We start from the raw sequence: 24,455 nt of genomic DNA, 5'->3' as shown, positions 1-24,455 counted from the left end.
CTACGCCGCCTTGTCGAGATCAGCGATGTAGTCGGCCACGGCCTGTTCGGTCACAAACCGCCGCCGACCAATCTTCACCGACCGCAACTCACCGGAACCGATCAACTCGTAGTACTTGCTGTGCCCGATCGGGATCAGCTTCCGAACCTCTTGCTCGGTCAACAATCTGGACATGAACTCGCCCTCCTTCCCTATGCCGCTTCCGGAATTGTCGAACTATCTTGTGCCCCTGGCGGACTCGCATCGGCCAGCTGCGCAATCTTCCACTCGGCCTGCCATGCCCGCCTTCGCGCGAGTTCGCCCATGATCAGATGGTCGCGGGGTGGTACGTCCTTGTCCCCGGGGCGGGTCGGTGTGATCTTCAGGTGTGAGGTGTCGGGTTTGAGGATGCCGACCTTGGCGAGCAACTGCCGAACGAATTCGATCCGGTCGGCCTTGTGGTCGGGCAGGGTCTTGCCGGTCCATTGACGGGAGTTCAGCACCCGCCGCCCGGGGACACCGAGGAGGTTGCGGCGGTGGGCTGTTCGCTTGCATCGGCCCGGGACTGTCTTCTCGTTCGCGCCCTTGGGGACGATGCCGTACAGCAACCACACCTCGCACTCCTCGCAACACGGGGTTCGCTGGAGTTCGGCGTGGAGGCGGTCGTAATGGTCGGCGGTGCGTTGGTTCGGCGGTTCCAGGATCTCTCCAACCGCTTTGGTCAGATACTTGGTGACGTAGCCGATATGGCGGCCCGCTTCCTCGGAGTTGCCGAGCACGCCGCGGATGTCCTTCGGGTCGATCTGCGAACCCAGCCACACCACATGCGCCGGTTCCACATCGTCGGCCGAGTCGATGATGTCGAGAGCTTCCTCGAAGGTGTGCAGCCGATGCCGGGTGTCGGGATCAACGAAGGTGCCGGTCTTGTAGTCCCACACCGGCATCCGGTCCCCGCCGTACTCCTGGCGATCGTGATGAGGCCACCACACCTGGTAATACGTCGCTGCGGCGACCTGTTTCACGATCTCGCGGGGGACCGTGCCGCGGATCAGGATGTGGATATGCGGGGCACCGCGCCGCTGGGGTTCGACCACCCCGTAGTACTGGATGTTCCAGCCCGCCACCCGCCGCAGGTTCTCGATGAACACATCGATCAGCGACTTGAAATGCACCGTGTCCCGCGCGGCGCGTCGGTAGTCGTAGTGATCCGGATCGACCGGGGAACCGTCGCCACAGACATGGCCCTTCTCGTCGGTCGCGCCGTCGGAGTTGATCCGGCCGTAGCTGGGCATCGTCAGCGTGATCATCATCGAGGGGCGGAACTTCCCCGCGTACTCGGTGCCGATCGTGCGCCGTGAACGGGGACGCTTCGGCAGGTTCGGCGCATCCTGACGACGCTTGGTCGACCGGACACGCCGCGGTTTGGCCGCTTGCGCATCCAGCGCCGGAAGGCGTTTGCGGAACCCGGTCGAGCGCAGTTCCTCATCCAGATCCGTGACCACTTCCCGGATTCCGGCCATCAGATCGGTATCACTGTCCTCCTTCGCGGTCTGGAACTCGGCGAACAGGTCCACCCGGGCCAACACCAACGCCTTCTGCAGCTCGGTGGGTTCGTTGGTGACCCGCACCGGCTCCACATCCAGATGCCAGCCTTCTCGACACTGCTGAATCCGCAACCGCCGATTGCGGTCCGCGCACGCCGGACAAGCGCTACTGAGTGTCGACTTACACGGTGCGCCAACAACTTTCGAGGTGTGAGTGTCGGTGTCGTAGACTCGCATCGGCAACGGTCGACGGCAGACCCCCAGCTCATCGGCCAGCGCGTGAGCCACATCGGTGAAATCCGGGTAGGCGCGCCGATCGGCGGCAGTCTCACGAGCCGTCGCGAGCTCGGTCACGGTGGCGTCCTCGCTCATGCCGCCTCCTTCCTGCCGTGCCCACCGGAACGGGGCAGGGACACCGGTGCCGCGAGGGAATCGGCATGGCGCAGAACCAATGCCACGATCCCCGGGCCGACGATCGAGGTCCGGCATTCGCTGGCACCGAAGGTGTGGGCGATGCGTTCGGCGCGGCTGTAGTAGTCGTCCGGGCATTGACCTTCCAGCATCCGCACCCGTAGCCGGTCCAGCGCGACACCGATTTCGACCGCCTCCAGGCGCGGCACGAGCGTGGAATCGCCCCAGGTGAGGGTCAACCCGCAGGCGTGCACTCGTGTGGCCCAGCGGTTGCGGTAGCGCCACCAGGTCAGGAACCGGGCGCGGGCACGTCGGGTGATCCACCGCTCGAACATCTCCGGACGCTGCCAGCGCCAGAGCATGATCCCCGCGGCGAACACCCCGATCGCCCCGACACCCACACCCCAATCCATCAGCACCCATCCCGTGACCGCGAGCCCGATCGGGATCGAGATCATCGGGAACAACACCGCCCACCGGATCGCAGTAGCTACATACCCGAACAGTTGCAGCACACCCAGTCCCAGCCAATCGGACATATCCATCTTCGACTTCGCGGAGGTGGTGGTCATTCGGTCACCTCCGGAAGATCGAACAGCGACAGTTGATCTCGGCACTCCCACCGACGCAGGCGCTCTTTCGCCAGGGCGTTACTGTTGCGGCGCTTGGTCTTGTTCACCTGGTCGGCTGCGGCCTGCACGATCGGATTCACCTGCGGCTGTGCTGATTTCGATTCCTTCTTCGCGCGGGTGCTCATGCGGCATCACCCCGCTCGAACGCGCGCAGGTCCACCGGCCGCGGCGCTGGGGTGTAGTCGGCCACGATGCGATCGATGTCGTCATCGGTGACATGGAACGCGCGAGCCCGCCGGAAACCGGGTTTGCCGTCCTCCTGGACGTAGCAGACTCCCGGGGTGGAGTGCGGGATCTCATCGCAGCGCGAACCCCGCTCCCGTGCGCCCTGGCCGTGGATCATGGCCACCTGCGTGGGCTCGTCCATCCGCATACCGATCCGGTACGGCAACAACTGTCGTTGCGGCACATTCTCTTTCGACGGATCGATCACGGTCTCGATCACCGCGAACAACGGCGCGCGACCTTGAGACAGGAGCTTGCCGTGTGCACGTTCGAACCGCTCCTGAACCTTGGGATGCGAGAATGCCGACAGGGTGGCCGCCTCATCGATGATCGTGACCACCAACGGGTTGTCCGGCGTCGGCTGCGGCTTGCGGATATTGCGGTAGCCGACCGTCGCCTCCTCCATGTCCTTTACGGTCCCCTCGATCTGCCCGACCATCTCTTCGGCTGTCGTGCAAGCGAATTGGCTACACAGCGGCTTCAGCGCCCACAGTTCCTGCCCGCCCTTCGGGTCGATCACCCGCAAATCCACTCGCCCCGACCGAATCGCCGGACCCATCCCATTGATCAACGACCACAGGATGTTCGACTTACCGGCATTCATGCCACCGGCGATCAGGACATGGCGGTGCTGCACCGGAACACACCAGTCCTCGCCATCTTCGAACACGCCGGTGAGTACCGCCTCCAGGTCCACATCATCGGGGACCACCATCGGCACCGTTGCCGAGGCAGCGAGGGTGTCGAACACCTTCACCTGGAGGCGGACGAATCCGGGATGCGGGAACGTCGCGGCCACCTCGGGCACACCGACGTATTGAGCGATCGCATCCAACGTCTCGGGCTCGACCCAGTCGTTGCGGGTGTGGCCGCCGCGCATCTGCACCGTCACATCGAGTCCGTAACGGGTGTAGTCCACATCCATCACGGTCGGGAAACCACTGTCAGCGGACCCGAGACCGGTCTCACGCCACAGCAGCCACGACTGGCCCGGATCGCAGAACACCAGCACCGATGCCTTCAACGCGGCCGGAGCCTCGTTCACCCAATCCTGCACGCTCTCTTGCCGTTCGGCGGGCTCGCGACGCGACCAGAAGGCCATCCGCGCCGCCATGCCCACACCACCCGCTATCGCCGCCAACGGCGGCAGTGTCGTCGCCAGTTCCACTACCGGTCACTCCCGTCGTTCGAGGGTCGTTGCAGATCACAGAACAGGCGACACCCGTTCGCGTCCGCAGGAGGAAGCGGCGGTTCGTCACAGAACATCCAGCAGCCCGACGCCGGAACCGCCGACGACACGGGAACCTGAGTAACAGGGGATTGCGACGTGGTAGCCATCACCGCCGCAGCCGAAGGCACCGGGGACAGGACCGGGTGGCGCGGGCCGAACGCCAGCACCCACACCACCCCACCCCCAGCAAGCAAACCCAGCACCGCCAGCGCGGCCATATGGCGGGCACCATCGGAGACAGGAGGCATCACACACCCCCGACCGGGATCGCCAACGGCAACATCTCCTGCTGCACCGGACGCGAACGACGCATCGCAGTCACCGCCACCGAACGCACCGGATCAGGAATCGAAACCGGCTCGGCCGCAACCTCTTCCGGCGGATCGAACTCAGGCTCCGGCACCACTGCAGGCACGGTCTCGCTACCGGCGCGCAGCAGGATCGCCAGACCATGGGTATCGATCAACAGACTGACCGGAGCCACCGCGGCCACCAGAGCCGCCGCCCACCACGGCAATTGGTGACCGGCAACCGCCGCATGCACACAGTTGCCGATAATCGAAACCACCGCGCCCGCAGCCAACACGAACGTGAAGAACCGGCGCTCCGGACTATTGGCCAGCGCCAGCGCCGACACCGTGGCCTGAATGATCGTGCCGTCGATGATCACCGGGAACAGCCGCGCCCAACCCGCCGGGATATGCGCCAGCACAGCCAAATCCCGCAGGGCGGCGAAACTGAGGACGAACGCAGCGGCACCGACACCCACGATCGTCACGATCGCGAACACCCGTGCCAACCGCATCCCCGACCACTGAGTGGTCATCGCTAGACCGCCTCCAACCTCGGTGTGTCGGAGAGGTATTCGGCGTAGTCATGCTGAGCCAGCACGTTCGGGAGCGCTTCCAGCAGATCCCGCGCATCCTCGACCAGCAACATGACGCGGGCATCGCCCACCTGGAACTCCACATACGGAGCCGTCAGCACCGCAGTACCGGCGGCGCGATCCAGGCGGATCTTCCGAACCGGCTGGTATTTCATGCCGTGCAGCTCACCAGCGACGAACGGTGTCCTGACCTGCGATGTCATCACGCCACCGCCTTCTCAGCCGCCAGATGCTCCACCGAGTCGTGCAACATCAGGATTCGGGTCAGACGCTCCATGACGGTGCGGGCATCCTCGATCGACAGGCCGAGAGTCGCATCACCCTTCGCGAACTGCACCAGGATGTATGCGGGCACCCACGTGCCGTAATCGGTGCCATGCGCCGGAAGGTATTCCGCCTCCACGCCGTCATAGCAGCGAACCGCAGTACGCATATACGACATGGCGATCACGCAGCCTTCTCGTCACGAGCCGGACGCGCGGCACCCGGATTCGCCGGAGGCTGCTTCGCGCCGGAGACATCGCCCTTGATCCCGGTCGCACGGATCGCCCACGTGATCGACTTGAACTCACCCGAACCGGCCAACATCGGCTTCACGACCATGCCCTCCAGCACGATCGGAGTCATACCCGGAACCGCCTCACCGACCGAAGGAACCGGCCTCACGTCCGCGACGAACGTCACGTCGTAGCTGACCGACTTCGCGTTCGAGCCATCCGGGATCACCACCGTGGCCTTCCACAGCCGCTTCCCGGTGCCGTTCCCGTCCTTGTCCAGATCGACCTTCTGACGCTTCGGAGCGTCCTTGTCCTTCGAGTACTCCAGGATCGGGGACACCTCTCCCAGCAGGTACATCCCCATCGGGCACGCCTCCGCGAACGGCAGGCGCAACCACGTATTTCCCAGTGCCATGACTTGATCTCCTTTTGTTGATGCGGCCCGAATTGGCCTGAGACAAAGCTAAATCCGCCAGTGGCCCTCAACCCGGAAAAATTTTCCGGGGATGCCCTTGCGTGTCGGTCCGCCCAGCTAGACTGATGTAGTGCGGGGAATGACAGAGGCAATGACTATCGGCGAACGAGTAGCTTGGTATCGCCGGAGACGCGGTATGTCACAACGGGTGCTGGCCGATCTTATTGGTCGAACTGAAGACTGGCTCAACAAAGTTGAGAATAATCGGATACAGCTCGATCGAGTATCTGTAATTCAGAGCCTGGCAAATCAGCTCGATATCACGATCGGTGACCTTTTAGCGGAGCCCAGCCTGGTCGATTCTGCGCAGGCTGCGGGTAAGCCCACCGTACCGGCGCTTCGTGAAGCGCTTTTGAGCTACAGCCAGCTGATGCCATTCGCGCAAGCCGCTCAAGAATCGGCCCAGCCGATACCTGTGCTTAACGGTCGTTTGCAAGCTGTGTGGGATGCCTACCAGGCTTCACGCTTCGCTTACGTCAGTGCAACGCTGCCTGGTCTGATTACAGAGCTCAACGGTGCGGCACGGAGTAATTCTGCCGAAGATTCGGAACGCGCCAACCTCTTGTTGGCGAGCGCTTATCACGCAGCTGCCACTGTCTTGACCAAAGTCGGTGAATTCGATCTAGCCTGGGTTGCGGCTCAACGCGGCTTCGACATTGCGCAGCAAGTAAACGAGCCTGTGGCCTGGCTGTCGCTTGCTCGGTCCGTAGCACATGTCACGATGTGCACCGGACGCAACAAAGATGCAGCTGTACTGATAGGGCATGTGGCTTCGCACGCAGGCCGCGCGCCCGCCAATGCATCACCAGACCACCTATCGGTATACGGCACGTTGTTTCTCACCGGAGCTATGGCGGCTGCGCGGGCTGACGATCGGACTCTGACGAACGAATATCTTCGAGAGGCAGAATCGACTGCCGCGCGACTCGGCCGTGACGCGAACTACGCGTGGACTGCGTTTGGCCCGACAAACGTCGAAATCCATCGTGCATCAACAGCAATGGAACTCGACGATGTTGAAACCGCGATCCGCATCGGCTCCCAAATCGACACGTCGGCACTGCCGACTGAGCGGCAGATCAGGCACTCACTCGAACTGGCGCGCGCCAACAACGCCCGGGGTCGACGGGACCAGGCGCTTGAGATCCTGTTGTCGGCCGAAGGCAGGGCGCCGGAACAGGTTAGGCACCACGGCCTCTGTCGTGACCTGGTAGTCAACTGGGTTCGCACGAGCAAGGCACGCCCCAGTGCCGCGCTGGCCGGACTTGCTGAGCGGATGAACCTGCTCCAAGCCTCCTAAGATGGGGCCATGAGTACTGAACAGGCTCCACCGATGGCAACCCCACGTGTCGCAGCTGGCGCGGTCGTACTCCGCGGGAACTCGGTACTCATGGTGCGCCCCACCTACAAGGACTATTGGGACATCCCTGGTGGATACGTAGAGCCAGGCGAGTCCCCGAAGACCGCATGTCGCCGTGAGATTCAGGAGGAGCTCGGCGTCACCGCCGACAAGCTCGAACTTGCCGCTGTCGACTGGGCTCCGAACGATAAAGAAGGCGATAAAATTCTGTTTCTTTTTGCGGATCCAGATCTGCACGAGATTGAAATTTCGAACCTGCGCTTCCTTGATCATGAGCTCGCCGAAGCTCGTTATGTCGATGTGAACGATATCGACAATTATACGATTCCCCGGTTGGCGCGCCGATTGATCGCAACCGCTAATGCTCTTATTTCGCACCAGATTCCGCTGTATCTGGAACATGGTGAGCAATCGGATGCCGCTCAGGTTGAATAACTGATCTTATCTCAGCAATCGGGTTGGAACGGATAGCATGGCCGCGTTCCGCTGCCCGCGTCCATCGGTTTCGCCTTGCTCGGAGCTGGTGCTACAACCGGCGGCTGAGATGGTTCCGGGGGCTGAGTCACCGACAAATCAGTGGTTTGGCGGCTGATATCTTGATGTGCCAATGAGCGATCGCCAAGTAAATACCAGATACCACATCCAAGCGCCGCGACTGCGGCAAGCGCTAACAAGAATGACTTTACTGGCGCATGACGTCCACGGCGTCGGACTTTTGTGGAATTCGATGCAGGGTATCTATTTGAAGCCACCTCGGATGCCGCTGGTGAACCAACGCTCGCCGCAAAACCCGGTCCGCGCGTCGAATAATCATCCACATATACCCGAGGTGCTTGCGGCGATTCCCACGGATCCAAGGCCGGGCCCAAGGTGGCCGAAGGCGTCGCCCATGGTTCCGAATCGCCTTCTGTCAGTACGGCTGACCGGGTTAGATCACCAGCGAAGCCTTCCGCGATCAAGTTGGCCAGACCGACAGCTGAATCGTTGACGCTCAACGCGTTCAGCATGTCGTGCACGCGATTGGCAGTCCAGACGGGTGTAAAGAACTTAGCGCGCTGGAACCAAGTGAACAGCTCACTCGGTCGTCCGCCCAGCAGGATGTCTACTCCCTTGGGCATCATCCGATTTGGCGGCTTATCGAGGGTCACGTTCGTGCCGTTCAGCGGGACGACCACAACCAGCGCCGATACGAACCGCTCCGCTCCGGTAACCGATGCAGTCAGCTCCTTGAGTGAAAACATCGCTGACTTGGCCTGATTCAGAGGGTTAACGTCACTGCCACGCACGTGTACCGGATCCCCCTCGAATCCCACCATCGACCATCGGCCGTTCACTGGGCACGACAGCGTGCCACCGGTTCGGCTAAGTGTCCCCTTGACCTCGATGCATACGCAGGTGTTCGGAGTGAACACGATGAAGTCGGCTTCCTGACCACTGGCGCGCTTGCCGCGGCCAGGCACATAGCCACCCGCAACCGCGAGACCAGGAACGTTGCACAGTCGCAGCCATTGAGCCACGATCTTCTCTGAATATGGTGCATCAGCTCGTTCATTGACGACCAGCACGGGCCATCCCCCTTAACTTGTTCGGCTGGATGCAGCGCGCGCACCGAACGATTCCCATGCACCGCACCCGAAGGCAATGGATCAACGGTAAACCCGCACACCGACAACCAGAGCCGATCTTGTTGCAACACAACATCTTTCGATCGAACGCCAGTTCGACTCCACCTGATGGCCGATCGATCCGAGGGTCATCATCAGACCGTCCGACCATCGGATTCGACGGACCGAGCTCCACGTCGCGATCGGCGCGTGCCGACTACAGCCGTGGCCTTCCCAGCTTGCCTATCCAAGTCGTTGCCGAATTTTGCTCTACAGGATCAAGGCGGCGCGCCGACGCGCGCCGCGCCGCGCAGTCGGCCGCGCGACGGTTCCTCGGAAAGGGCATCTGCGGTACCGGCGCGTCGGCGCGTCGCGGCACACGTCCGCACGCCGAATGCTCCTGGTAGCCCATTCGTGCACGATTGAATAGTCGGACTGGAAGACGACAGCCATATCCGGTTGGGCCCCTCTCGCGCAGTCGATCTCGGATCGTCGGATCGGGATGACTGACGGTCTGGTGATGACCATCGGGTCGACCGCTCCGGTGTTCTTCGGAACCCAACCTCCGGTCTCAGCGTGGCATCACGTCGCTGCGGGTGCTCCCCACCTTCCTCATGGCCCGATTGTCTCGCTCCACTCGAACGAGTCAAGGGAAAGAGCGCCCTTGACACGCCCGAGCTCCGCTGAGGATGGCCAGTATGAGGAAGGAGGGGAAAGAGCAGTCAGGGATGGCCGGATAGACAACCTATCCTCGAAACGACTCCAGGACTACATTTCTGTTACAAACGCCCGGAAATCATTCCGTACAATCGCAGACGGAAGATGGCTGCCGCTGTCGGGACACCCTGGGATGTAAGGACTTTCGTACACATCAACGTACGATGCCGGACTGTCGGAAGGATCGGCAGGTTTCTGGTTCGAGTCCAGATGGGGGAGCAGAAATTAGGCCCTGACCAGGCAAAACTGGGCGGGGCCTAATCTGTTTTCTCCTGTCGAATGCGGCTATTTCCAAAAAACACCAAGAACTCAGCGCCACAACGTTCGTCAGCGGGGCACCGCGCCGAATCCTTGGAAAGACCCTGTGCAGCCGCGTCTTCGATTCAGTCCTGCGGCGACGATCGACTGGTTGTGGTCATCGGGCGGCCCGTATTCGCTTCCCATACAAGAAAACCGCTGCATCAGCTGGCCGAGGGGACCAGAGCGGCGTGTGCTCCGCCGCGACTCCTGATCTGTCGCTATGCCGATTCGCTCCGCGAACCGTGTGCCGCCGAGACCAACTCGGCGCGGTGTCGACAGCCGAACTTGCGCAGCAGGTTGCCTACATGAAACTTCACGCCGCTCTCGGTGATCCGCTCCCGCGCCGCGATCTCGGCGTTGGTCAGGCCGAGTACTACCTTGGCCAGGATTTCCTTCTCCCGCAGCGTCAACGATTCGCCGGGGAGCAGATTCGCAAGCTGGGGTTGGTCTCGTCGTCCTAACACCCGTGGCACCACGGTCGGTGAGATCCAGCCGTTGCCCTTGAGCACCTCGCCGACCGCGATGCTCAGGTTGCCGGCGGTATCGCCCCGGCTGTCGAAGATGCCGTGCGCGACGGCCATGGCTCCCTCCATCACGGCGTCGCTGCCCTCATCCGAGAGCACGGCGATGATGCGCGGCGCCGCCTCGGTCGAGGCCCTCAGGGTTCGAGTACAGCTCACCAGGACATCGGCTGCCCGGTATCCGTTCCCCTCGAGGAGCATGAGTGGGGTCGACGATGTCCGCAACACGGACTTCACCCAGCTGCGGAGAGCCGGCTGTTGGATACGGATCAGCACCCTCGTCGGGCCGACCGTAGCGACGGCTGACATCTGTCTCCCCCTTCGTTGCCGAAGATCTCGTCCGGGAGCGATACGACGCCCCCCAGCGTGATGAATGTGACAATCAGTCTGATAGTCACTTCCTACATGGAAGGCTACTTGTACGTCCGAGTGGATGCAAGTTACTGTCAGATTGACTCACACTCGACTATCCTCGCACTGTGATCGCATCCAAGCGCGCCGAGCCGAGCCTCGTGGAACGGCGCAAGTTGCAGAGCATGCGTGAAATCCAGGCCGTCGCTCTGAAGTTGTTCGAGGACAACGACTATCGAGACATCTCCGTCGAGCAGGTCGCCGCGGCGGCCGGGGTATCCGCGAGCACCGTCTATCGCTATTTCGGTACGAAGGAGATGCTGGTCGTCTGGGACGATATCGATCCGCGTGTCATCGAGATGCTGGTCGAGATCGATGCCCCCGAGGATCCATCGGAGGTGATCGCCAATGTGATCGCGGGTGCGCGGCAGCTCGCGGCGGCGGTCGCCGGGACGGGAGACGAGCAGACCATCAAGCGTCGCATGCGACTCATGGCCTCCGAGCCCGATATCCGTGCCGGGCAAATGCGCCAGGTGCAGTGGATCGAGGCGCAGGTCGGTCGGGTGCTGGCCGTGCGACTAGGGCTACCGTCGGGAGCGCTTCTGCCGAAAGTGCTCGCCGCGCAGAGCATTTGGGCGTTCATGGCGGCGATCGATCACTGGGTGGCGGCACAATTCGAGGAGCCGCTGGCCGATGTGCTGGACGAGACGATCGATATCGTCCAGCGATCGATGCGGGCGGCGGTGACGCCGAAGTGAGCGGGCCGAACACGAGAAGAGTCCGACTCAGCCCGCACGAACGTCGGCGGCAGCTGATCGCTCTCGGCGCGGCGGCCCTGGGCGACCACACGCTCGAGGACATCTCGATCGACGAAATCGCGCAGCAGGCGGGTATCTCCCGTGGCCTGATCTTCCACTACTTCGCGACCGAGCAGGAGTTCCACGAGGCCATAGCGCGGCATGTCAGCGGCGAATTCCTGGCCGCTACGATGCCGGACCGCACGCTCCCACCGGGGGAGATGCTGCGCGATTCGATCGAACGGTACGTCGGCTACATCGAGGGCCACTTTTCGGCATACGAGGCCATTCTGCGTGGCACCGCCGGAAACGATCCCGGTGCGCGCACGCTCATCGAGGACACTCGTGCCGCGGTCGCGCAACGGATCGTCGCGGAACTGCCGATCGCCCACGACGATCCGAATCGTCCCTTCATCGGCCTGGCCGTCCGGGGTTGGATCGCCTTCGTGGAAGAGACGATCCTGGGTTGGATCCGCGACAGAGCGATCGCTCGGGAGAAGTTCATCGATCTGCTGGTGCAATCGCTTCCCGCGCTCGTCCTCGGCTCGCCCGTCGCGATGGTATAGCCCGAATGTGGTTCGGGCACTGGACTTCAGACTAGTTTCCGCAGCGGTCGGATCCCATACGCTCGGTTCGGTTGTCCACCGCTGAACGGAGGTCCGATGAACGTGCTGGCTGCCAGTGGTGAGATCAAGATCCAGGCGTCCGCGCGTCAGGTCTACGAACTGATTGCCCAGGTCGAGACGAGCTCGCGCTGGGCCGCCGAATGCGTGCGCAACGAGTGGCTAGACGGTGCGACCGGCCCCCGCGTCGGCGCCAGATTCAAAGGGTCCAACCGGCGGGGCCTGTTCCGGTGGTCGACGGTCGCGACCATCACCGACGCCGAACTCGGCCGCTACTTCGCCTTCGATGTCCACTCCGGCGGGACACCTGTTTCCCGGTGGGAATACGAGCTGGTGGACACACCCCAGGGCTGCCTGGTCATCGAGCGGGCCTGGGAGCGCAGGCCCGGGTGGATGAAGGTGGTCTCGTTCTTGATCGCCGGTGTGTGGGATCGCCCGGCCCGCAATCGGAACAATATCGAGCAGTCCCAACGGCGCCTGAAGGCAGTTGCCGAAGGACTGCCCCACTGACGTGGGGAGGCGATGATCATGACCGGACGAAGTGTTCTCGTCATCGGCGCCGAGGGAGTGCTCGGACACAATCGCTTTCGGCGAACCTGTGGCGGTGTCCGAAACCGCTGACGTCACGGTGGCGGGCCGGTCGGCCGTTCCGTCGAGCTGGCTGGTGTCCTCCGGGGCTCCGCTGGCGGAAACCTCGATCGTGATTCTCGACGACGAGGGCAGGCCGCTGCCTGACGGTTGTCTCGGTGAGATTCAGATTATCGGCCCGGGAGTCGCGGACGGCTACGAACCGGCCGGGGCGGAGAGCTCCTCACGGTTCGTCGGCCCCGGCGCGGTCGCGTCGGCGGATGCCGGATTCCTCGTGGATGGAAACCTGTATGTGCTCGGCCGCATGGGCGATTCGCTCAGCGTCCATGGTCGCAATATCTACGCCGAGGACCTCGACGCGCGACTCGCCGATGTGCCCGAGGTTCCGCGGGGACGGTGCGTCGCGCTCACCGAGGGCACCCAGATCGTGATCATCGCTGAGGCAGAGCCCGGACCGTGGGCCGAGTCGGCGGTCGAGCTGATCTCCGGCTATGTCGGCGGAGCGGTCGAGGTCAAGGCGATCAGCGCGGCGAAGGGCACGATCTCGCGAACCTCCAGCGGCAAACCCCAGCGCCGCCGGATGTGGCGCGATCTGCAGAGCGGCCGCCTGAACGGACAGGTCGCCGCAGTGCGGGCGCAGCGGGTCCCCGCGAGGTGATCGGCTGAGACGGCGTATGCCTCGATCCCCGCGGAATCAAACCCACCCCCCAACAGTTCCACCCTCGTGAAGAAGATCGGTTTCCTCTCCTTCGGCCATTGGTCGTCGGCCCCCTACTCCGAGACCCGGACCGCCGCGGACTTCCTGCACCAGTCCATCGACCTGGCCGTCGCGGCCGAGGAGCTCGGGGTGGATGGGGCTTATTTTCGGGTGCATCACTTTGCTCGGCAGGCGGGGAGTCCGTTTCCATTGCTGGCGGCTATCGGAGCGCGTACCGAGCGGATCGAGATCGGTACCGGGGTGATCGATATGCGGTACGAGAATCCGATGTATATGGCCGAGGATGCGGGGGCCGCGGATTTGATTGCGGGAGGGCGACTGCAGCTCGGGGTCAGTCGGGGGTCGCCGGAGCAGGTGATCGAGGGGTGGCGGTACTTCGGGTTCGCGCCGGGGGAGGGGGACAGTGATGCGGATATGGCTCGGCGGCATACCGAGACGTTTCTCGAGGTGATCGAGGGGCGGGGGTTCGCGCAGCCGAATCCTCGGCCGATGTTTCCCAATCCGCCGGGGCTGTTGCGGATCGAGCCGCATTCCGAGGGGCTGCGGGAACGTATCTGGTGGGGGTCCGGTTCGGATGCGACTGCCGTGTGGGCGGCGGGGCTGGGGATGAATCTGCAGAGCTCCACGCTCAAGAACGACGAGACCGGCGAACCTCTGCATGTGCAGCAGCGCAAGCAGATCGAGACCTACCGCCGGGCGTGGGCGGAGGCGGGGCATGATCGGCCGCCGCGAGTGTCGGTCAGCCGTAGCATCTTCGCGCTGACCGACGACGTGGACCGCGCGTACTTCGGGCGCGATCGCGACTCGCGGGACCAGATCGGGATGATCGACGAGACCACCCGGGCGATCTTCGGTCGCTCCTATGCGGCGGAACCGGAGGAGCTGGTGAAGCAGCTCGCCGACGACGAGGCCATTCAGGCCGCGGACACGCTGCTGCTGACGATCCCGAACCAGCTCGGGGTGGACTACAACGTCCACGTGTTGGAGAACATCCTCACTCACGTTGCCCCGGAGCTGGGTTGGCGCTGACGGGCCGGGCTCAGACGAGCAGCACTCGCCGCCCGCGGGTGTGCCCGGCCTGGCTGTCGGCGTGCGCGGCCGACGCCTCGGCGAGCGGATAGGACCGGTCGACCGGGATGTGGAGCTTCCCGCGGGCGATGAGGTCGACGGCTGCGGCGAGCGCCTCGGGCATGCTGCCGCCGACGCCCGCGAATCGGATGCCGAGCATGGGCGCCTCGAGGTCGGCGATGGTGACCACCCTGTCCGGGTCCCCGGTCAGATCGAGCAGACCGCGAATGACGCCGTGGCCGTTGAGGTCCAGCGCGGCGTCGACCGGGCCGAGCGCACGCACCCGTTCCACCCAGCCGGGGCCGTAGGTGGTGGCGACCGCGCCGAGGCCGCGCACGTAATCCTGATTCGCGGCCCCGGCGGTGCCGATCACCTTGATGCCGCGGTCGCGGGCGATCTGCAACACCGCCGATCCGACTCCGCCCGCCGCACCGCTGACCAGCAGCGTCTGTTGCGGCTGCACGCCGACCATGCGAATGATCCGCAGCGCGGACTCGACCACGGACGGATATCCGGCCGCCTCGGCGAAACTCGTGCCGTCGGGCACTCGCGCCCACGACGAGAGCACCGCGAACTCGGCGTAGGTGTTCGAACCACGGCCGAATACGGAATCTCCGACCTCGATTCCGACGACGCCGGCACCGACCTCGTCCACCACGCCCGCCGCGTCCTGACCGATGCCCGCGGGCAGCTGAATCGGGTTGATTCGCTGGAACTGCCCCTCGCGGGTCCGCCAATCGTGCGGATTCACACCCACTGCCCGCACGGCGATGCGTATCCGGCCGGGGCCCGCATGCGGCTCGGCCACCTCGTTCAGTTCCAGGACATCCGGGCCGCCGTACTCGGCGAATTGCACTGCCTTCATGTCCCGAACGTAGCCCTATCCGTTAGTGTTTTGCAACAAGTAGTTTTAGGTGATCGATACTGTTTCGCATCTGATAGCATCATCGGATGACCGTCCCGACCGGGCGTCGTGAGCGCAAGAAGGCCGCGACCCGCCAGAAGATCGCCGATACCGCACTGACGCTGTTCCTGGAACGCGGCTACGACGCGGTGGGCATCCGGGATGTGGCGGCCGAGGCGGATGTGGCCGTCACCACGCTGTTCTCCCACTTCGCCTCGAAGGAGGCCCTGGTATTCGAGCGGGACGAGAACTTCGAACAGGGCCTCGTACGGGCGGTCACCGAGCGGAATCCGGATGAGGCGCTGCTGTCCGCACTGCGCCGCGAGGTGCACGCGATGGTGCGGCACTGCGGGTCGCGCGAGGCCGCCCCGATCTGGGAGATGATCGAACGATCGCCCACGCTGCGGGAGTACGAGGCGTCGATGCGGCTGCGCTACGCGGAGTCGCTGGCCGCCGCCGTCGCCGCGGATCTCGGTGAGCCGTCCACGACGACGGCCTGCCGGGCGATCGCGCGATTCGTGATCGACGCCTACTCGCTCGGTCGTGAATCGGCCGATCCGGAGGTCGCGGTGGACGAGATCTTCCGGATGATCGACGCCGCCTGGGGCGTCAGCCACCTTTCCCGCCAGAAGTAGCGATACTGTAGCTACTGCTCGAGCTGTGTTCTCCCACACCATATTCGAGGAGTGCGCACGAGATGGCCGAGACCGTTGCTGGACCGCCGCCGAGCGCGGTGATGGTGCAATTGCTGGGTGGTTTCCAGGTATCGAAGGCCGTCTATGTGGTGGCCGAACTGGTCGTGGCCACGATCCTCGAGCAGGAGGGACCGAAGACGATCGCCGAGCTCGCCGAACGCACCGGGATGCGCTGCGAGCCGCTGCACCGGCTGGTGCGATCCCTCGCGCCGCTGGGTGTCTTCACCACCGACGGCGACTACGTGACCGTGACACCGATCGGCGCAACGCTTTCCGAGAAACACCCGCGGTCGCTTCGATCGCGGCCGCCGCGGCCCCGGCAGCGCGCCTGCTGATCATCGAGGGCGTGGTTCCCGACGGCGACGAACCACATCTGACCAAGGCCATCGACCTGACCATGCTGGGCATGATGACCGGTAAGGAGCGCACCGAGCGCGAATACCGCGATCTGCTCACCGGTTCCGGCTTCACCCTCGATCGCATCGTCTACACACCCACGCCCTACTCGATCCTCGAGGCCACCCTGGGCTGATCATCGAACCGCGCGGAGCCGAGTCTGCGCCTCCGAGAAGCGCTTCGCCGACCGTCATGAGATCCGCCGCGGGCGTGCATACCGCCCAATGCGCGCCGTGACCGGTGCGATCTGCTTCGCGCCGAGGGCATGTCAGCGCTCGACACCGCCTCGCGTAGTGCATTCTGCTCAGCAGGGCGATGCTCGATTGCGCCGATCGGTCCCGGATGTTCCGATGACTCGACAACCTGCACGGGCCCGAGAGTGGGCGGTGGAAGGAGCGGTGATGACGGTGGGAAGCGGCGCGTCGGTTCGGCGTGAGGCGGATCGCGCGGTACTGCACGAGATCGAGGAGCGGGTGCTCTGGTTGGCCACCGCGATCATTCATCACGCTAATCGGGTGCGGCCCAATCCCTCCGGGGTGAAGGTGGGCGGGCATCAGGCGTCGTCGGCGTCGATCGTGTCGATCATGACCACACTGTGGTTCAACCATCTGCGGCCCGAGGATCGGGTTTCGGTGAAGCCGCACGCCTCGCCGGTGCTGCACGCGCTGAACTATCTGCTGGGGGAGCTGGACGAGTCGTATCTGACGCGGCTGCGGGAATTCGAGGGGCTGCAGAGTTATCCGAGCCGGGTGAAAGACCCCGACCCCGTGGACTATTCGACGGGATCGGTCGGCATCGGGGCGACCGCGCCGATCTGGGGTGCGATCGCCCGGCGCTATGTGGGCGCGCTCGGCACGCAGGCGGGGACCGGGCGGCAGTATTCGCTGCTGGGCGATGCCGAGCTGGACGAGGGGGCGATCTGGGAGGCGATCGTCGATCCGATGGTTCCGCAATTGGGCGAGCTGGTGTGGATCGTCGATCTCAATCGCCAGTCACTGGATCGAGTGGTGCCCGCGGTGACCGCGGACAAGTTCCGGAGCATGTTCGCCGCGGCCGGTTGGCAGACCATCGTGCTCAAATACGGGCGGCTGCTGGAGGAATTGTTCACCCGGCCGGGCGGAGTCGCGCTGCGCGAGCGGATCGATGCGATGTCCAATCCCGAATATCAGCGACTGCTGCGCTGTGATGCCGCGCAGCTGCGCACGCGACTGCCGGGCGACGGGCCGGACGGCGCGGCCGTCGCGGAGCTGATCGCCGGACTGGACGACGAGACCCTGATCGCGGCGATCGCCAACCTCGGCGGGCACGATCTGGACGCGCTCGACGAGGCGTTCACCGCGATCGAGGACACCCGGCCGACGGTCATCTTCGCCTACACCGTCAAGGGACAGGGCTTGCCCACTCGCGGTCATCCGCAGAATCATTCGTCGCTGCTGACCGCGGAACAGTTGCGGGAGTTGGCGATTCGGCTCGGCACCGATGCCGAGCGGCCGTGGCTGCCGTTCCCGGCCGACAGCGCCGCGGGTGAGCGCTGCGCCGCGGTCGCCGCGCGGCTGCGGCGCGCGGATGTGCCGATTCCGACGCCGCCCGCGGTGCCCGTGGATATCGGGCGCACGCCGTCGGGGACGGCGACCACGCAGGCCGCCCTCGGGCGGACCCTGCTCGATCTGGCCCGTCAGGCGCCCGATGCGGCGCGGCGGGTGGTGACGGTCAGTCCCGATGTCAGTTCCTCGACCAATCTCGGCGGCTGGGTGAACAAGGTCGGGGTGTGGTCGGCCATCGAGCGGCCCGACTGGTTCGCCGACGATGCCGAGACGATCCTGCACTGGCGGGAGAAGCCGACCGGCCAGCACATCGAACTGGGCATCGCCGAGGTCAATCTGGTCGGACTGCTCGGCGAGCTCGGCGCGACCTGGAATCGCTGGGGACAGCCGCTGTTTCCGATCGGTGTGCTCTACGACCCGTTCGTCGAGCGCGCGCTCGAGCCGTGGTCCTACGGCATCTACGCCGGTGGGCAGTCGATCCTGGTCGGCACGCCGTCCGGGGTGACGCTGGCCTCGGAAGGCGGTGCGCACCAGTCGATCAAGACCCCGTCGATCGGTGTCGAGCAGCCGGGGTGCATCGCCTACGAACCCGCGTTCGCCATCGATACCGAATGGACGCTGCTGGCGAGTCTGGCCCGGCTCGGCAGGCCCGACGGCAGCTCCGCCTATCTGCGGCTGTCGACGCGACCGGTCGATCAGGCCCTGGCCGCGGTTCCGACCGATCGGGCCGCCCGGGAACGCCGCCGCCGCCATGTGGTCGCCGGGGCATATCTGTTGCGGCGCAACGATAATCCGCGCGTCACGATCGCCGCCGTCGGCGCGGTCGTGCCCGAGGCGCTGCTGGCAGCCGACCGCCTGCACCAGGTCGGCCTCGCCACCGACGTGGTCTGCGTGACCAGCCCCGGCCTGCTCTACCGCGCCCTGCGCGCCCGGCAGGGCCACGAACCCGGCGAATCCTGGATCCTGGACCAGATCTTCCCCGCCGACCGCGCCACCCCCATGGTCACCGTCCTCGACGGCCATCCCCATACCCTGGCCTTCCTCGCCACCATCAACCAGGTCCGCCACAGCAACCTCGGCGTCACCCGCTTCGGCCAATCCGGCTCCCTGGAAGACGTGTACCGCTACCACGGCCTGGACGCCGACAGCATCGTGCGAGCCTGCTTGGACGTGGTCGACTGAGGGATCACGCGACACGGTCAGGAATCGAGAAGTGCTCGCGACCGTCTCACAGTTACCGTTCAGGCAACGGTAATTCTCGGGTGCGGGTCGGAGGAGGATCTCGATGAAGTGGGTTCGGTGGACGCATCGGTGGCTCGGGGTTGTCTTCGCGGTGGTTGTCGTGGTCACGGGGGTCGTGTTGGCGGTGCGGGGGCCGGTGTGGGCGTCGTATGTGCCGTTGCCGCCGTTGGTTCTGCTGTGGTTGTCCGGGCTCACGATGTTGGGGGTGGGGTATGCCCGGGCGCGGCGGCGTGGGGCGCGCTCGGGCGCGCCCGGGGCGCGGCGGGTGCATCGGTGGGCGGGTGTGGTCTTCACCGTGAGCGTGGTCGCGACATTCGTCGCGTTGGCGCTGCCCGAACCGGTGGTCTGGGTGTCGTATCTGCCGTTGTTCCCGCTTGCGGCGCTTCTGTTCTCGGGGCTGTACATGGTCGCGCTGCCGTATGGCGCCGAGCGTCGCCGCGTTCGCCGCGGGCCGCGTTCGGCGCCGGTCGGCTCATAGGTCGATTCGGCGCTCGCCGACCGCCGCGCGGACCTCCGCGATCGCCTCGGCGGCCGGTCGGGCGGGTATGCGGCGGCCGTCACGGATGCGGACCGACACCTCGTCCCTCGCGCGCTCGGCGGGGCCGAGGACGAAGTGACAGGGGACCAGCCGGGCGGTGCGCACCCGGGCGGCCAGACTGCCCGCCTCGATGCCGATCACCTCTGCTCGCAAACCCTCGGCAACGCAGCGGTCGCGCAGTTCGGCGGCGGCCGGTTCGTCGGCCTCGGAGATCGGGAGGATCGCCACCTGAACCGGCGCCAGCCAGACGGGGAACGCGCCGCCGTGCTGCTCGATCAGATGGGCGACGACGCGTTCGATACTGCCGATGATGCTGCGGTGCACCATGACCGGCCGATGTTTGGCTCCGTCGGGTCCGACGTAGCGCAGATCGAACTGCCGCGGCTGATGCAGATCGACCTGCACGGTGGACAGGGTCGACTCCCGGCCCGCGTGGTCGGCCACCTGGATGTCGATCTTCGGACCGTAGAACGCGGCCTCGCCCTCGACCGCCTCGTAGGGCACGCCCGAGCGGTCGAGCACCTCGGTCAGCAGCTTGTTCGCATGCCGCCACATATCCGGCGCCGCAACGTATTTCCCGCCCGCATCGGGGAGCGACAGCCGATAGCGCGCCGCGGTGATGCCCAATGCGTCGTAGGTCGAACCGATCATCGCCAGCGCCGCCTCGACCTCCGCGCCCACCTGATCCAGGGTGCAGAAGATGTGCGCGTCGTTGAGATGGATGCAGCGCACCCGGGTCAAACCGCCCAGCGCCCCGGACAATTCGGAGCGGTACATCGCGCCCAGTTCGGCGATCCGCAGGGGCAGTTCGCGATAGCTGTGCGAGCGGGACCGGTAGATCAGCGCGTGATGCGGGCACAGGCTGGGCCGCAGCACCACCTGCTCGTCGCCGATGCGCATCGGCGGATACATGTCATCGCTGTAATGCTCCCAGTGCCCGGATATTTCGTACAACTCGCGTTTTCCGAGCACGGGTGAGTACACGTGCCGATAACCCGCCCGCCGCTCCGCGTCGCGGATGTATTCCTCCAGGGTGTGGCGCACGATCGCGCCGTCGGGCAACCAATACGGCAGCCCCGCACCGATCAGCGGGTCGGTATCGAACAGGCCGAGTTCGCGGCCGAGTTTGCGATGGTCGTGCATGAGGTCTCCTACCGGTGAGCGGGCGGGTGACCACGTGACGAAGCCCCGGGCACCCGCCCGGGGCTTCGATCAGAACATTGTTCAGCGCGCCGGGACGTCGTCCGGCGTCGTCGTGAATTCGGCACGCTGCATAACAGGCACGGTACATCTGGGGGCTTGTGCGGGACAACCGAATTAACCGCGGATTACACCACCTCGTGTGTGATGAAGGTCACAGATCGCAGGCAAATTCCGTCTGCCCAGGAAGCCTCGGAGCGTCTCTTTCGAAGCTACGGCGTCGCAACTTCATTGTGGCACAACGACATTGCTCGCTTCGGACGCCCTTGCTAGCGTACTTCCATTCAGAATGTAATACAGGGGGTTGATGAGTTGCGCTGTCTCGCGGCTGTTTTCCGAATTTCCTGAGCGGCCCGCACGATGCTGTACGGACAATTACTTCGGACCCGTTACGTTCGATCCCTGCTGACCGCGAATTTCATCGGCCGGATACCGAACGGCAGTGGCACCGTGGCGATCCTGCTGTATCTGACGCATTCGGGATGCGGATACGGGCGGGCCGGTCTCGCGACCGCGGCCTACGGAATCGCGACGGCCGTAGGCAGTCCGATTCTGGGCAGGGCGGTCGATCGAACCCGACAGGTTCCCGTACTTCTGGTCAGCGCGGTCGTATCCGCGTGCGGATATATCGCGCTCGCATTCGTCGACCCGGATCGACAAGAGATAGCGGTATTCGGCTGTGTGATCGTCGCCGGAATGTTCACCCCGCCGCTCGAGGCCTGTCTGCGCGCTGTCTGGTCGCATGTGCTCGACAACGACAAACTCGTCCACTCGGCATTCGCATTGGACAGCGGGCTGCAGGAACTCATCTTCATCGTCGGCCCGCTGCTGGCCGCCGGATGCGCCACCCTGGTCGACCCGTCGTTCGGGCTCGTATTCGTTACGGCGGTATCGGTCGCCGGGACCGTCGCCTACTGCCTGATCGATCCGGTGACCGCGTGGAAAGCCCGGCGCCGCAACGCCGAACATGTGATCCGCTGGTGGGGCCCGCTGGGGCGATTCAGCGTCGACGCCATTCTCGTGTCGTTCCTGTTCATCGGCGCCACCATCGGAATGCTGAATCTCACGGCGGTGGCATTCGCCGATGCCGCGAACAGCTCCGGCCAGTCGGGAACGGTGCTGGGCGCCAACGCCTTCGGCGCGCTGATCGGCGGCATCGCCTACGGCCACCGGCCGCCCCGCTCCGCCGCCGTCGAACATCTGCCGCTGCTGACGGGCGCGCTCATGTTCGGCTACGTTCCGACGGCGATCATCGCCCTGGCCGGGGCCTCGTCGCTGCCGCTGCTGTGCGCCGCGGTATTCGTCGCCGGAATTCCCCTGGCGCCGACCATCGCCGCCGCATTCGTCGCATTGTCGACCCAGACGCTGCCGGGCACCGAAACCGAGGTTTTCGCCTGGCTGGTTTCGATGATGCTGCTCGGAAATGCCGCGGGGGCGGCGATTTCCGGCAGTCTGATCGCCGAAGGCGGCTGGGGCGCCAGCGGGGCCGTCATTGTCGTACCGCTGGTGATCGCCACCCTCGCAACATATCTCGCCAGACAGTTCAGAGTGCCGCTCACGACCGCGATCGAAAGTGCAAGATGACCACAGTGGATAACGGGATCGAATCCCGCGTCGCGCCGCTACGCCTGCTGGCGGAGGTGCAGCGGCAATCGCCCGCACCCGGCAACAGCCTGATTCTCGTCACCCATCTGCTGGAAACCTCTGTCGAATACGTCCAACGGCTGGCCGAATCCTTCGCGCTGGCCGTGGTGATACCCGTGCCGTATTCGCTCAGCGCCGTGGCCGCCCTGGAATTACAACGGCGCGGCATCGCGGTGCGGACCGTGGCGACCCTCGCCGAGATCGCGCCCGCGGTACTGGCCGCGGCGCGGGCCTGCGGTGTCGGCACCGTGGTGCAGGAGGTCGGCGGCTACTGCGCCGAGATCACCGAAGCGCTTGCCGCGGCCGGGGTTTCGGCGATCGTCGAGGATACCAATCAGGGGCTCTGGCGCTATCAGGCCGTATCGGATCGGCGGGTGCCGGTCTACACCATCGCCGACAGCCCGCTCAAGCGCCTCGAGGACCGGCGGGTGGGCGAGGGCGTCGCGCATTCGGTCGACGCGCTGTTTCGATCCGAACTCAATCGGCTCATCGGCAATCAGATCGTCGGGGTGCTCGGCTACGGCGGAATCGGCCGCTACACCGCGCAGGGTCTGAAGCGAATGGGCGCACGGGTGCATGTGTACGACATCGATCCGATCGCCTCGGCGGGTGCGGCGACCGACGGTTTCGAGGTGCACGGCCGGACCCGATTGCTGCGCGGCTGCAATGTCGTCGTGGGTGTGAGCGGACACCGCTCGCTGACGGTCGCCGATTTCGAATTGCTCGACGACGATACGGTGCTGGCGTCGGGCAGTTCGAAACAGGTGGAATTCCCGGTCGAGGAACTCGACGCCGCGGGCCGGATCGACCGGATAACGACCTATCTGGCCCGAATTCGATTGAACGGGAGGAACACCTGGCTGCTCAACGAGGGCCGCCCGGTGAATTTCGTCCACAACAGCATTCTCGGCAATACCCTCGACCTGGTGTACACCGAACTGTTCGCGCTCACCGTCGCGGCCGCGCGCGGCGTCGAGAACGGCGGCCCGGACGGGATCAATCGGCTGCCCACCGAACGGCAGCGTAGTCTCGCGGCACGCTGGTGCCATCTGTACGGAGGAAAGCATGTCGCCGACGCTCGACGTTCGTGAACTTGTTCTGGAGCTGTTCGCGGGAGCCGATTCGGCGCACGACCTCTCACATCTGGATCGGGTGGCGGGTTTGACGACCGCGCTGGCCGCGGCCGAGGGCGGTGATCTCGAGATCGCGCTGCTGTCGGTCTATCTGCACGATTTCCATCGCGTCATCGAGCGGCGAGAGCGTCGCGAGCACGTATCCATCGAGGAGGCGTGGGGCCTGACGGTCCGGTTCCTGTCGGAGCTGGCGGTACCGGCCGAGAATTGGCACAGGGTGCGCGAGATCATCGAGCAGACCTCGGCGTACTCGTTCGGGCAGGGCCTGCTGCCGGAGTGGAGTATCGAGGCGGCGATCGTGCACGACGCGGATAATCTCGATGCGATCGGCGCGATCGGCATCGCGCGCGCCTTCGCCTACGGCGGCGCGCTCGGCGAACCGCTGTGGCGGCCGGAAACGCTACCGGCCGAACACTATTCACCCGGCAAGACCAGCTCGGTGATCGCGCACTTCTACGAAAAGCTGCTACGCCTGGAGGCGGATATGCTCACTGCGACCGGCAAAACCCTTGCCCAGCAGCGCACCCGGGTGATGCGCACCTTCCTCGCGGATTTCCTCGGCGAATGGGAACAGGCGATCCCGCGGACCCGGCTCACCGAATGGCGCGATCGACTGGTGTGACAACGTTGAA

Annotated in this window: 28 protein-coding genes; 15 read left to right on the top strand and 13 right to left on the bottom strand. The window is 64.9% G+C overall.

Features of this window, described 5'->3' with window-relative positions; all coding sequences use genetic code 11:
• From NP4_RS39995 to NP4_RS17130, 9 genes are all read right to left on the bottom strand, one after another.
• Positions 1–174: a helix-turn-helix domain-containing protein gene (locus NP4_RS39995; RefSeq protein WP_082875943.1), complete on the bottom strand. Its 174-nt coding sequence runs from the start codon at positions 172–174 to the stop codon at positions 1–3.
• Between the two features lie 17 nt (positions 175–191).
• The gene (locus tag NP4_RS17165; RefSeq protein WP_067998876.1) at positions 192–1,895 is read right to left on the bottom strand and encodes a replication initiator; all 1,704 of its coding nucleotides are present in this window, start codon (positions 1,893–1,895) and stop codon (positions 192–194) included.
• Positions 1,892–2,506 (bottom strand): hypothetical protein, encoded by a 615-nt coding sequence (locus NP4_RS17160; RefSeq protein WP_067998874.1) that lies wholly within the window; start codon positions 2,504–2,506, stop codon positions 1,892–1,894. The genes NP4_RS17165 and NP4_RS17160 overlap by 4 nt, the downstream gene beginning before the upstream one ends.
• The gene (locus tag NP4_RS17155; RefSeq protein ID WP_067998872.1) at positions 2,503–2,691 is read right to left on the bottom strand and encodes a hypothetical protein; all 189 of its coding nucleotides are present in this window, start codon (positions 2,689–2,691) and stop codon (positions 2,503–2,505) included. The genes NP4_RS17160 and NP4_RS17155 overlap by 4 nt, the downstream gene beginning before the upstream one ends.
• The gene (locus tag NP4_RS17150) at positions 2,688–3,959 is read right to left on the bottom strand and encodes an FtsK/SpoIIIE domain-containing protein (RefSeq protein WP_067998870.1); all 1,272 of its coding nucleotides are present in this window, start codon (positions 3,957–3,959) and stop codon (positions 2,688–2,690) included. The genes NP4_RS17155 and NP4_RS17150 overlap by 4 nt, the downstream gene beginning before the upstream one ends.
• Before the next feature lie 310 nt (positions 3,960–4,269).
• Complete coding sequence (locus NP4_RS17145) at positions 4,270–4,848, bottom strand: DUF2637 domain-containing protein (RefSeq protein WP_067998868.1); 579 nt, start codon at positions 4,846–4,848, stop codon at positions 4,270–4,272.
• Positions 4,849–4,850: 2 nt separating this feature from the next.
• Entirely contained in the window at positions 4,851–5,114 is a 264-nt protein-coding gene (locus tag NP4_RS17140; protein WP_147288037.1) for a hypothetical protein, read from the bottom strand.
• Entirely contained in the window at positions 5,111–5,350 is a 240-nt protein-coding gene (locus NP4_RS17135) for a hypothetical protein (protein WP_114755812.1), read from the bottom strand. Before NP4_RS17135 ends, NP4_RS17140 begins: the two co-directional genes overlap by 4 nt.
• A gap of 5 nt (positions 5,351–5,355) precedes the next feature.
• Positions 5,356–5,799, bottom strand: a complete 444-nt coding sequence (locus NP4_RS17130; protein ID WP_174556143.1) for a hypothetical protein — start codon at positions 5,797–5,799, stop codon at positions 5,356–5,358.
• Positions 5,800–5,959: 160 nt separating this feature from the next.
• On the opposite strand from NP4_RS17130, the gene NP4_RS39990 reads away from it, so the two are divergent.
• Both NP4_RS39990 and NP4_RS39985 read left to right on the top strand, forming a co-directional pair.
• Positions 5,960–7,180 (top strand): helix-turn-helix domain-containing protein, encoded by a 1,221-nt coding sequence (locus NP4_RS39990; RefSeq protein WP_082875942.1) that lies wholly within the window; start codon positions 5,960–5,962, stop codon positions 7,178–7,180.
• 9 nt (positions 7,181–7,189) lie between these two features.
• Positions 7,190–7,675 carry an NUDIX domain-containing protein gene (locus NP4_RS39985; RefSeq protein WP_082875941.1) on the top strand — a complete coding sequence of 162 codons (486 nt, stop codon included), beginning with the start codon at positions 7,190–7,192 and terminating at the stop codon, positions 7,673–7,675.
• 11 nt (positions 7,676–7,686) lie between these two features.
• On the opposite strand, the gene NP4_RS39980 is transcribed toward NP4_RS39985, so the two are convergent.
• Together NP4_RS39980 and NP4_RS17120 are read right to left on the bottom strand one after the other, a co-directional pair.
• Positions 7,687–8,805 (bottom strand): nuclease-related domain-containing protein, encoded by a 1,119-nt coding sequence (locus NP4_RS39980; protein ID WP_082875940.1) that lies wholly within the window; start codon positions 8,803–8,805, stop codon positions 7,687–7,689.
• A 1,274-nt stretch (positions 8,806–10,079) separates the two neighbouring features.
• On the bottom strand, positions 10,080–10,658 hold the full coding sequence (locus tag NP4_RS17120) for a helix-turn-helix transcriptional regulator (RefSeq protein ID WP_218023984.1): 579 nt from the start codon (positions 10,656–10,658) through the stop codon (positions 10,080–10,082).
• A 203-nt stretch (positions 10,659–10,861) separates the two neighbouring features.
• On the opposite strand from NP4_RS17120, the gene NP4_RS17115 reads away from it, so the two are divergent.
• The 5 genes from NP4_RS17115 (at position 10,862) to NP4_RS17095 (ending at position 14,488) form a co-directional block, all read left to right on the top strand.
• Positions 10,862–11,491: a TetR/AcrR family transcriptional regulator gene (locus tag NP4_RS17115; RefSeq protein ID WP_067998857.1), complete on the top strand. Its 630-nt coding sequence runs from the start codon at positions 10,862–10,864 to the stop codon at positions 11,489–11,491.
• Positions 11,488–12,096, top strand: a complete 609-nt coding sequence (locus NP4_RS17110; protein ID WP_067998856.1) for a TetR/AcrR family transcriptional regulator — start codon at positions 11,488–11,490, stop codon at positions 12,094–12,096. The genes NP4_RS17115 and NP4_RS17110 overlap by 4 nt, the downstream gene beginning before the upstream one ends.
• 96 nt (positions 12,097–12,192) lie before the next feature.
• Positions 12,193–12,663 carry an SRPBCC family protein gene (locus NP4_RS17105; protein ID WP_067998854.1) on the top strand — a complete coding sequence of 157 codons (471 nt, stop codon included), beginning with the start codon at positions 12,193–12,195 and terminating at the stop codon, positions 12,661–12,663.
• A gap of 94 nt (positions 12,664–12,757) precedes the next feature.
• Positions 12,758–13,399, top strand: coding sequence for an AMP-binding protein (locus tag NP4_RS17100; RefSeq protein WP_169813750.1), 642 nt, complete (start codon positions 12,758–12,760; stop codon positions 13,397–13,399).
• A gap of 66 nt (positions 13,400–13,465) precedes the next feature.
• Positions 13,466–14,488, top strand: a complete 1,023-nt coding sequence (locus tag NP4_RS17095) for an LLM class flavin-dependent oxidoreductase (RefSeq protein ID WP_067998850.1) — start codon at positions 13,466–13,468, stop codon at positions 14,486–14,488.
• Between the two features lie 10 nt (positions 14,489–14,498).
• Here the strand turns inward: NP4_RS17095 and NP4_RS17090 are convergent, their stop codons facing one another.
• Positions 14,499–15,392 carry an NADP-dependent oxidoreductase gene (locus NP4_RS17090; protein WP_067998848.1) on the bottom strand — a complete coding sequence of 298 codons (894 nt, stop codon included), beginning with the start codon at positions 15,390–15,392 and terminating at the stop codon, positions 14,499–14,501.
• A gap of 86 nt (positions 15,393–15,478) precedes the next feature.
• On the opposite strand from NP4_RS17090, the gene NP4_RS17085 reads away from it, so the two are divergent.
• The 5 genes from NP4_RS17085 to NP4_RS42125 all read left to right on the top strand — a co-directional run bounded on the left by NP4_RS17085 (position 15,479) and on the right by NP4_RS42125 (position 19,786).
• Entirely contained in the window at positions 15,479–16,066 is a 588-nt protein-coding gene (locus tag NP4_RS17085; protein ID WP_067998846.1) for a TetR/AcrR family transcriptional regulator, read from the top strand.
• Positions 16,067–16,128: 62 nt separating this feature from the next.
• Positions 16,129–16,461, top strand: coding sequence for a methyltransferase family protein (locus NP4_RS17080; protein WP_067998843.1), 333 nt, complete (start codon positions 16,129–16,131; stop codon positions 16,459–16,461).
• Positions 16,462–16,472: 11 nt separating this feature from the next.
• Complete coding sequence (locus NP4_RS41640; protein ID WP_067998841.1) at positions 16,473–16,658, top strand: methyltransferase; 186 nt, start codon at positions 16,473–16,475, stop codon at positions 16,656–16,658.
• 265 nt (positions 16,659–16,923) lie between these two features.
• Positions 16,924–19,248, top strand: a complete 2,325-nt coding sequence (locus NP4_RS17070) for a thiamine pyrophosphate-binding protein (protein WP_067998988.1) — start codon at positions 16,924–16,926, stop codon at positions 19,246–19,248.
• Between the two features lie 103 nt (positions 19,249–19,351).
• Positions 19,352–19,786, top strand: a complete 435-nt coding sequence (locus NP4_RS42125) for a hypothetical protein (protein WP_067998839.1) — start codon at positions 19,352–19,354, stop codon at positions 19,784–19,786.
• Here NP4_RS42125 and thrS read toward each other — a convergent pair.
• Positions 19,781–20,989 (bottom strand): threonine--tRNA ligase, encoded by a 1,209-nt coding sequence (thrS, locus tag NP4_RS17060; protein WP_067998837.1) that lies wholly within the window; start codon positions 20,987–20,989, stop codon positions 19,781–19,783. The two genes, NP4_RS42125 and thrS, sit on opposite strands and share 6 nt — an antisense overlap.
• A 417-nt stretch (positions 20,990–21,406) precedes the next feature.
• On the opposite strand from thrS, the gene NP4_RS17055 reads away from it, so the two are divergent.
• The 3 genes from NP4_RS17055 to NP4_RS17045 are packed head-to-tail and all read left to right on the top strand — an operon-like array spanning position 21,407 to position 24,445.
• Positions 21,407–22,630 carry an MFS transporter gene (locus NP4_RS17055; RefSeq protein WP_067998835.1) on the top strand — a complete coding sequence of 408 codons (1,224 nt, stop codon included), beginning with the start codon at positions 21,407–21,409 and terminating at the stop codon, positions 22,628–22,630.
• Entirely contained in the window at positions 22,627–23,781 is a 1,155-nt protein-coding gene (locus NP4_RS17050; protein ID WP_067998833.1) for an NAD(P)-dependent oxidoreductase, read from the top strand. The genes NP4_RS17055 and NP4_RS17050 overlap by 4 nt, the downstream gene beginning before the upstream one ends.
• Positions 23,756–24,445, top strand: a complete 690-nt coding sequence (locus NP4_RS17045; RefSeq protein ID WP_067998832.1) for an HD domain-containing protein — start codon at positions 23,756–23,758, stop codon at positions 24,443–24,445. The genes NP4_RS17050 and NP4_RS17045 overlap by 26 nt, the downstream gene beginning before the upstream one ends.
• The last annotated feature ends 10 nt before the right edge of the window (positions 24,446–24,455 follow it).

Origin of the sequence: Nocardia pseudobrasiliensis NBRC 108224 (genome assembly GCF_001613105.1) — a bacterium.
Classification (GTDB): domain Bacteria; phylum Actinomycetota; class Actinomycetes; order Mycobacteriales; family Mycobacteriaceae; genus Nocardia; species Nocardia pseudobrasiliensis.
Note: the sequence above shows the minus strand (reverse complement) of the source record. Positions and strands in the feature narration are given on the sequence as shown.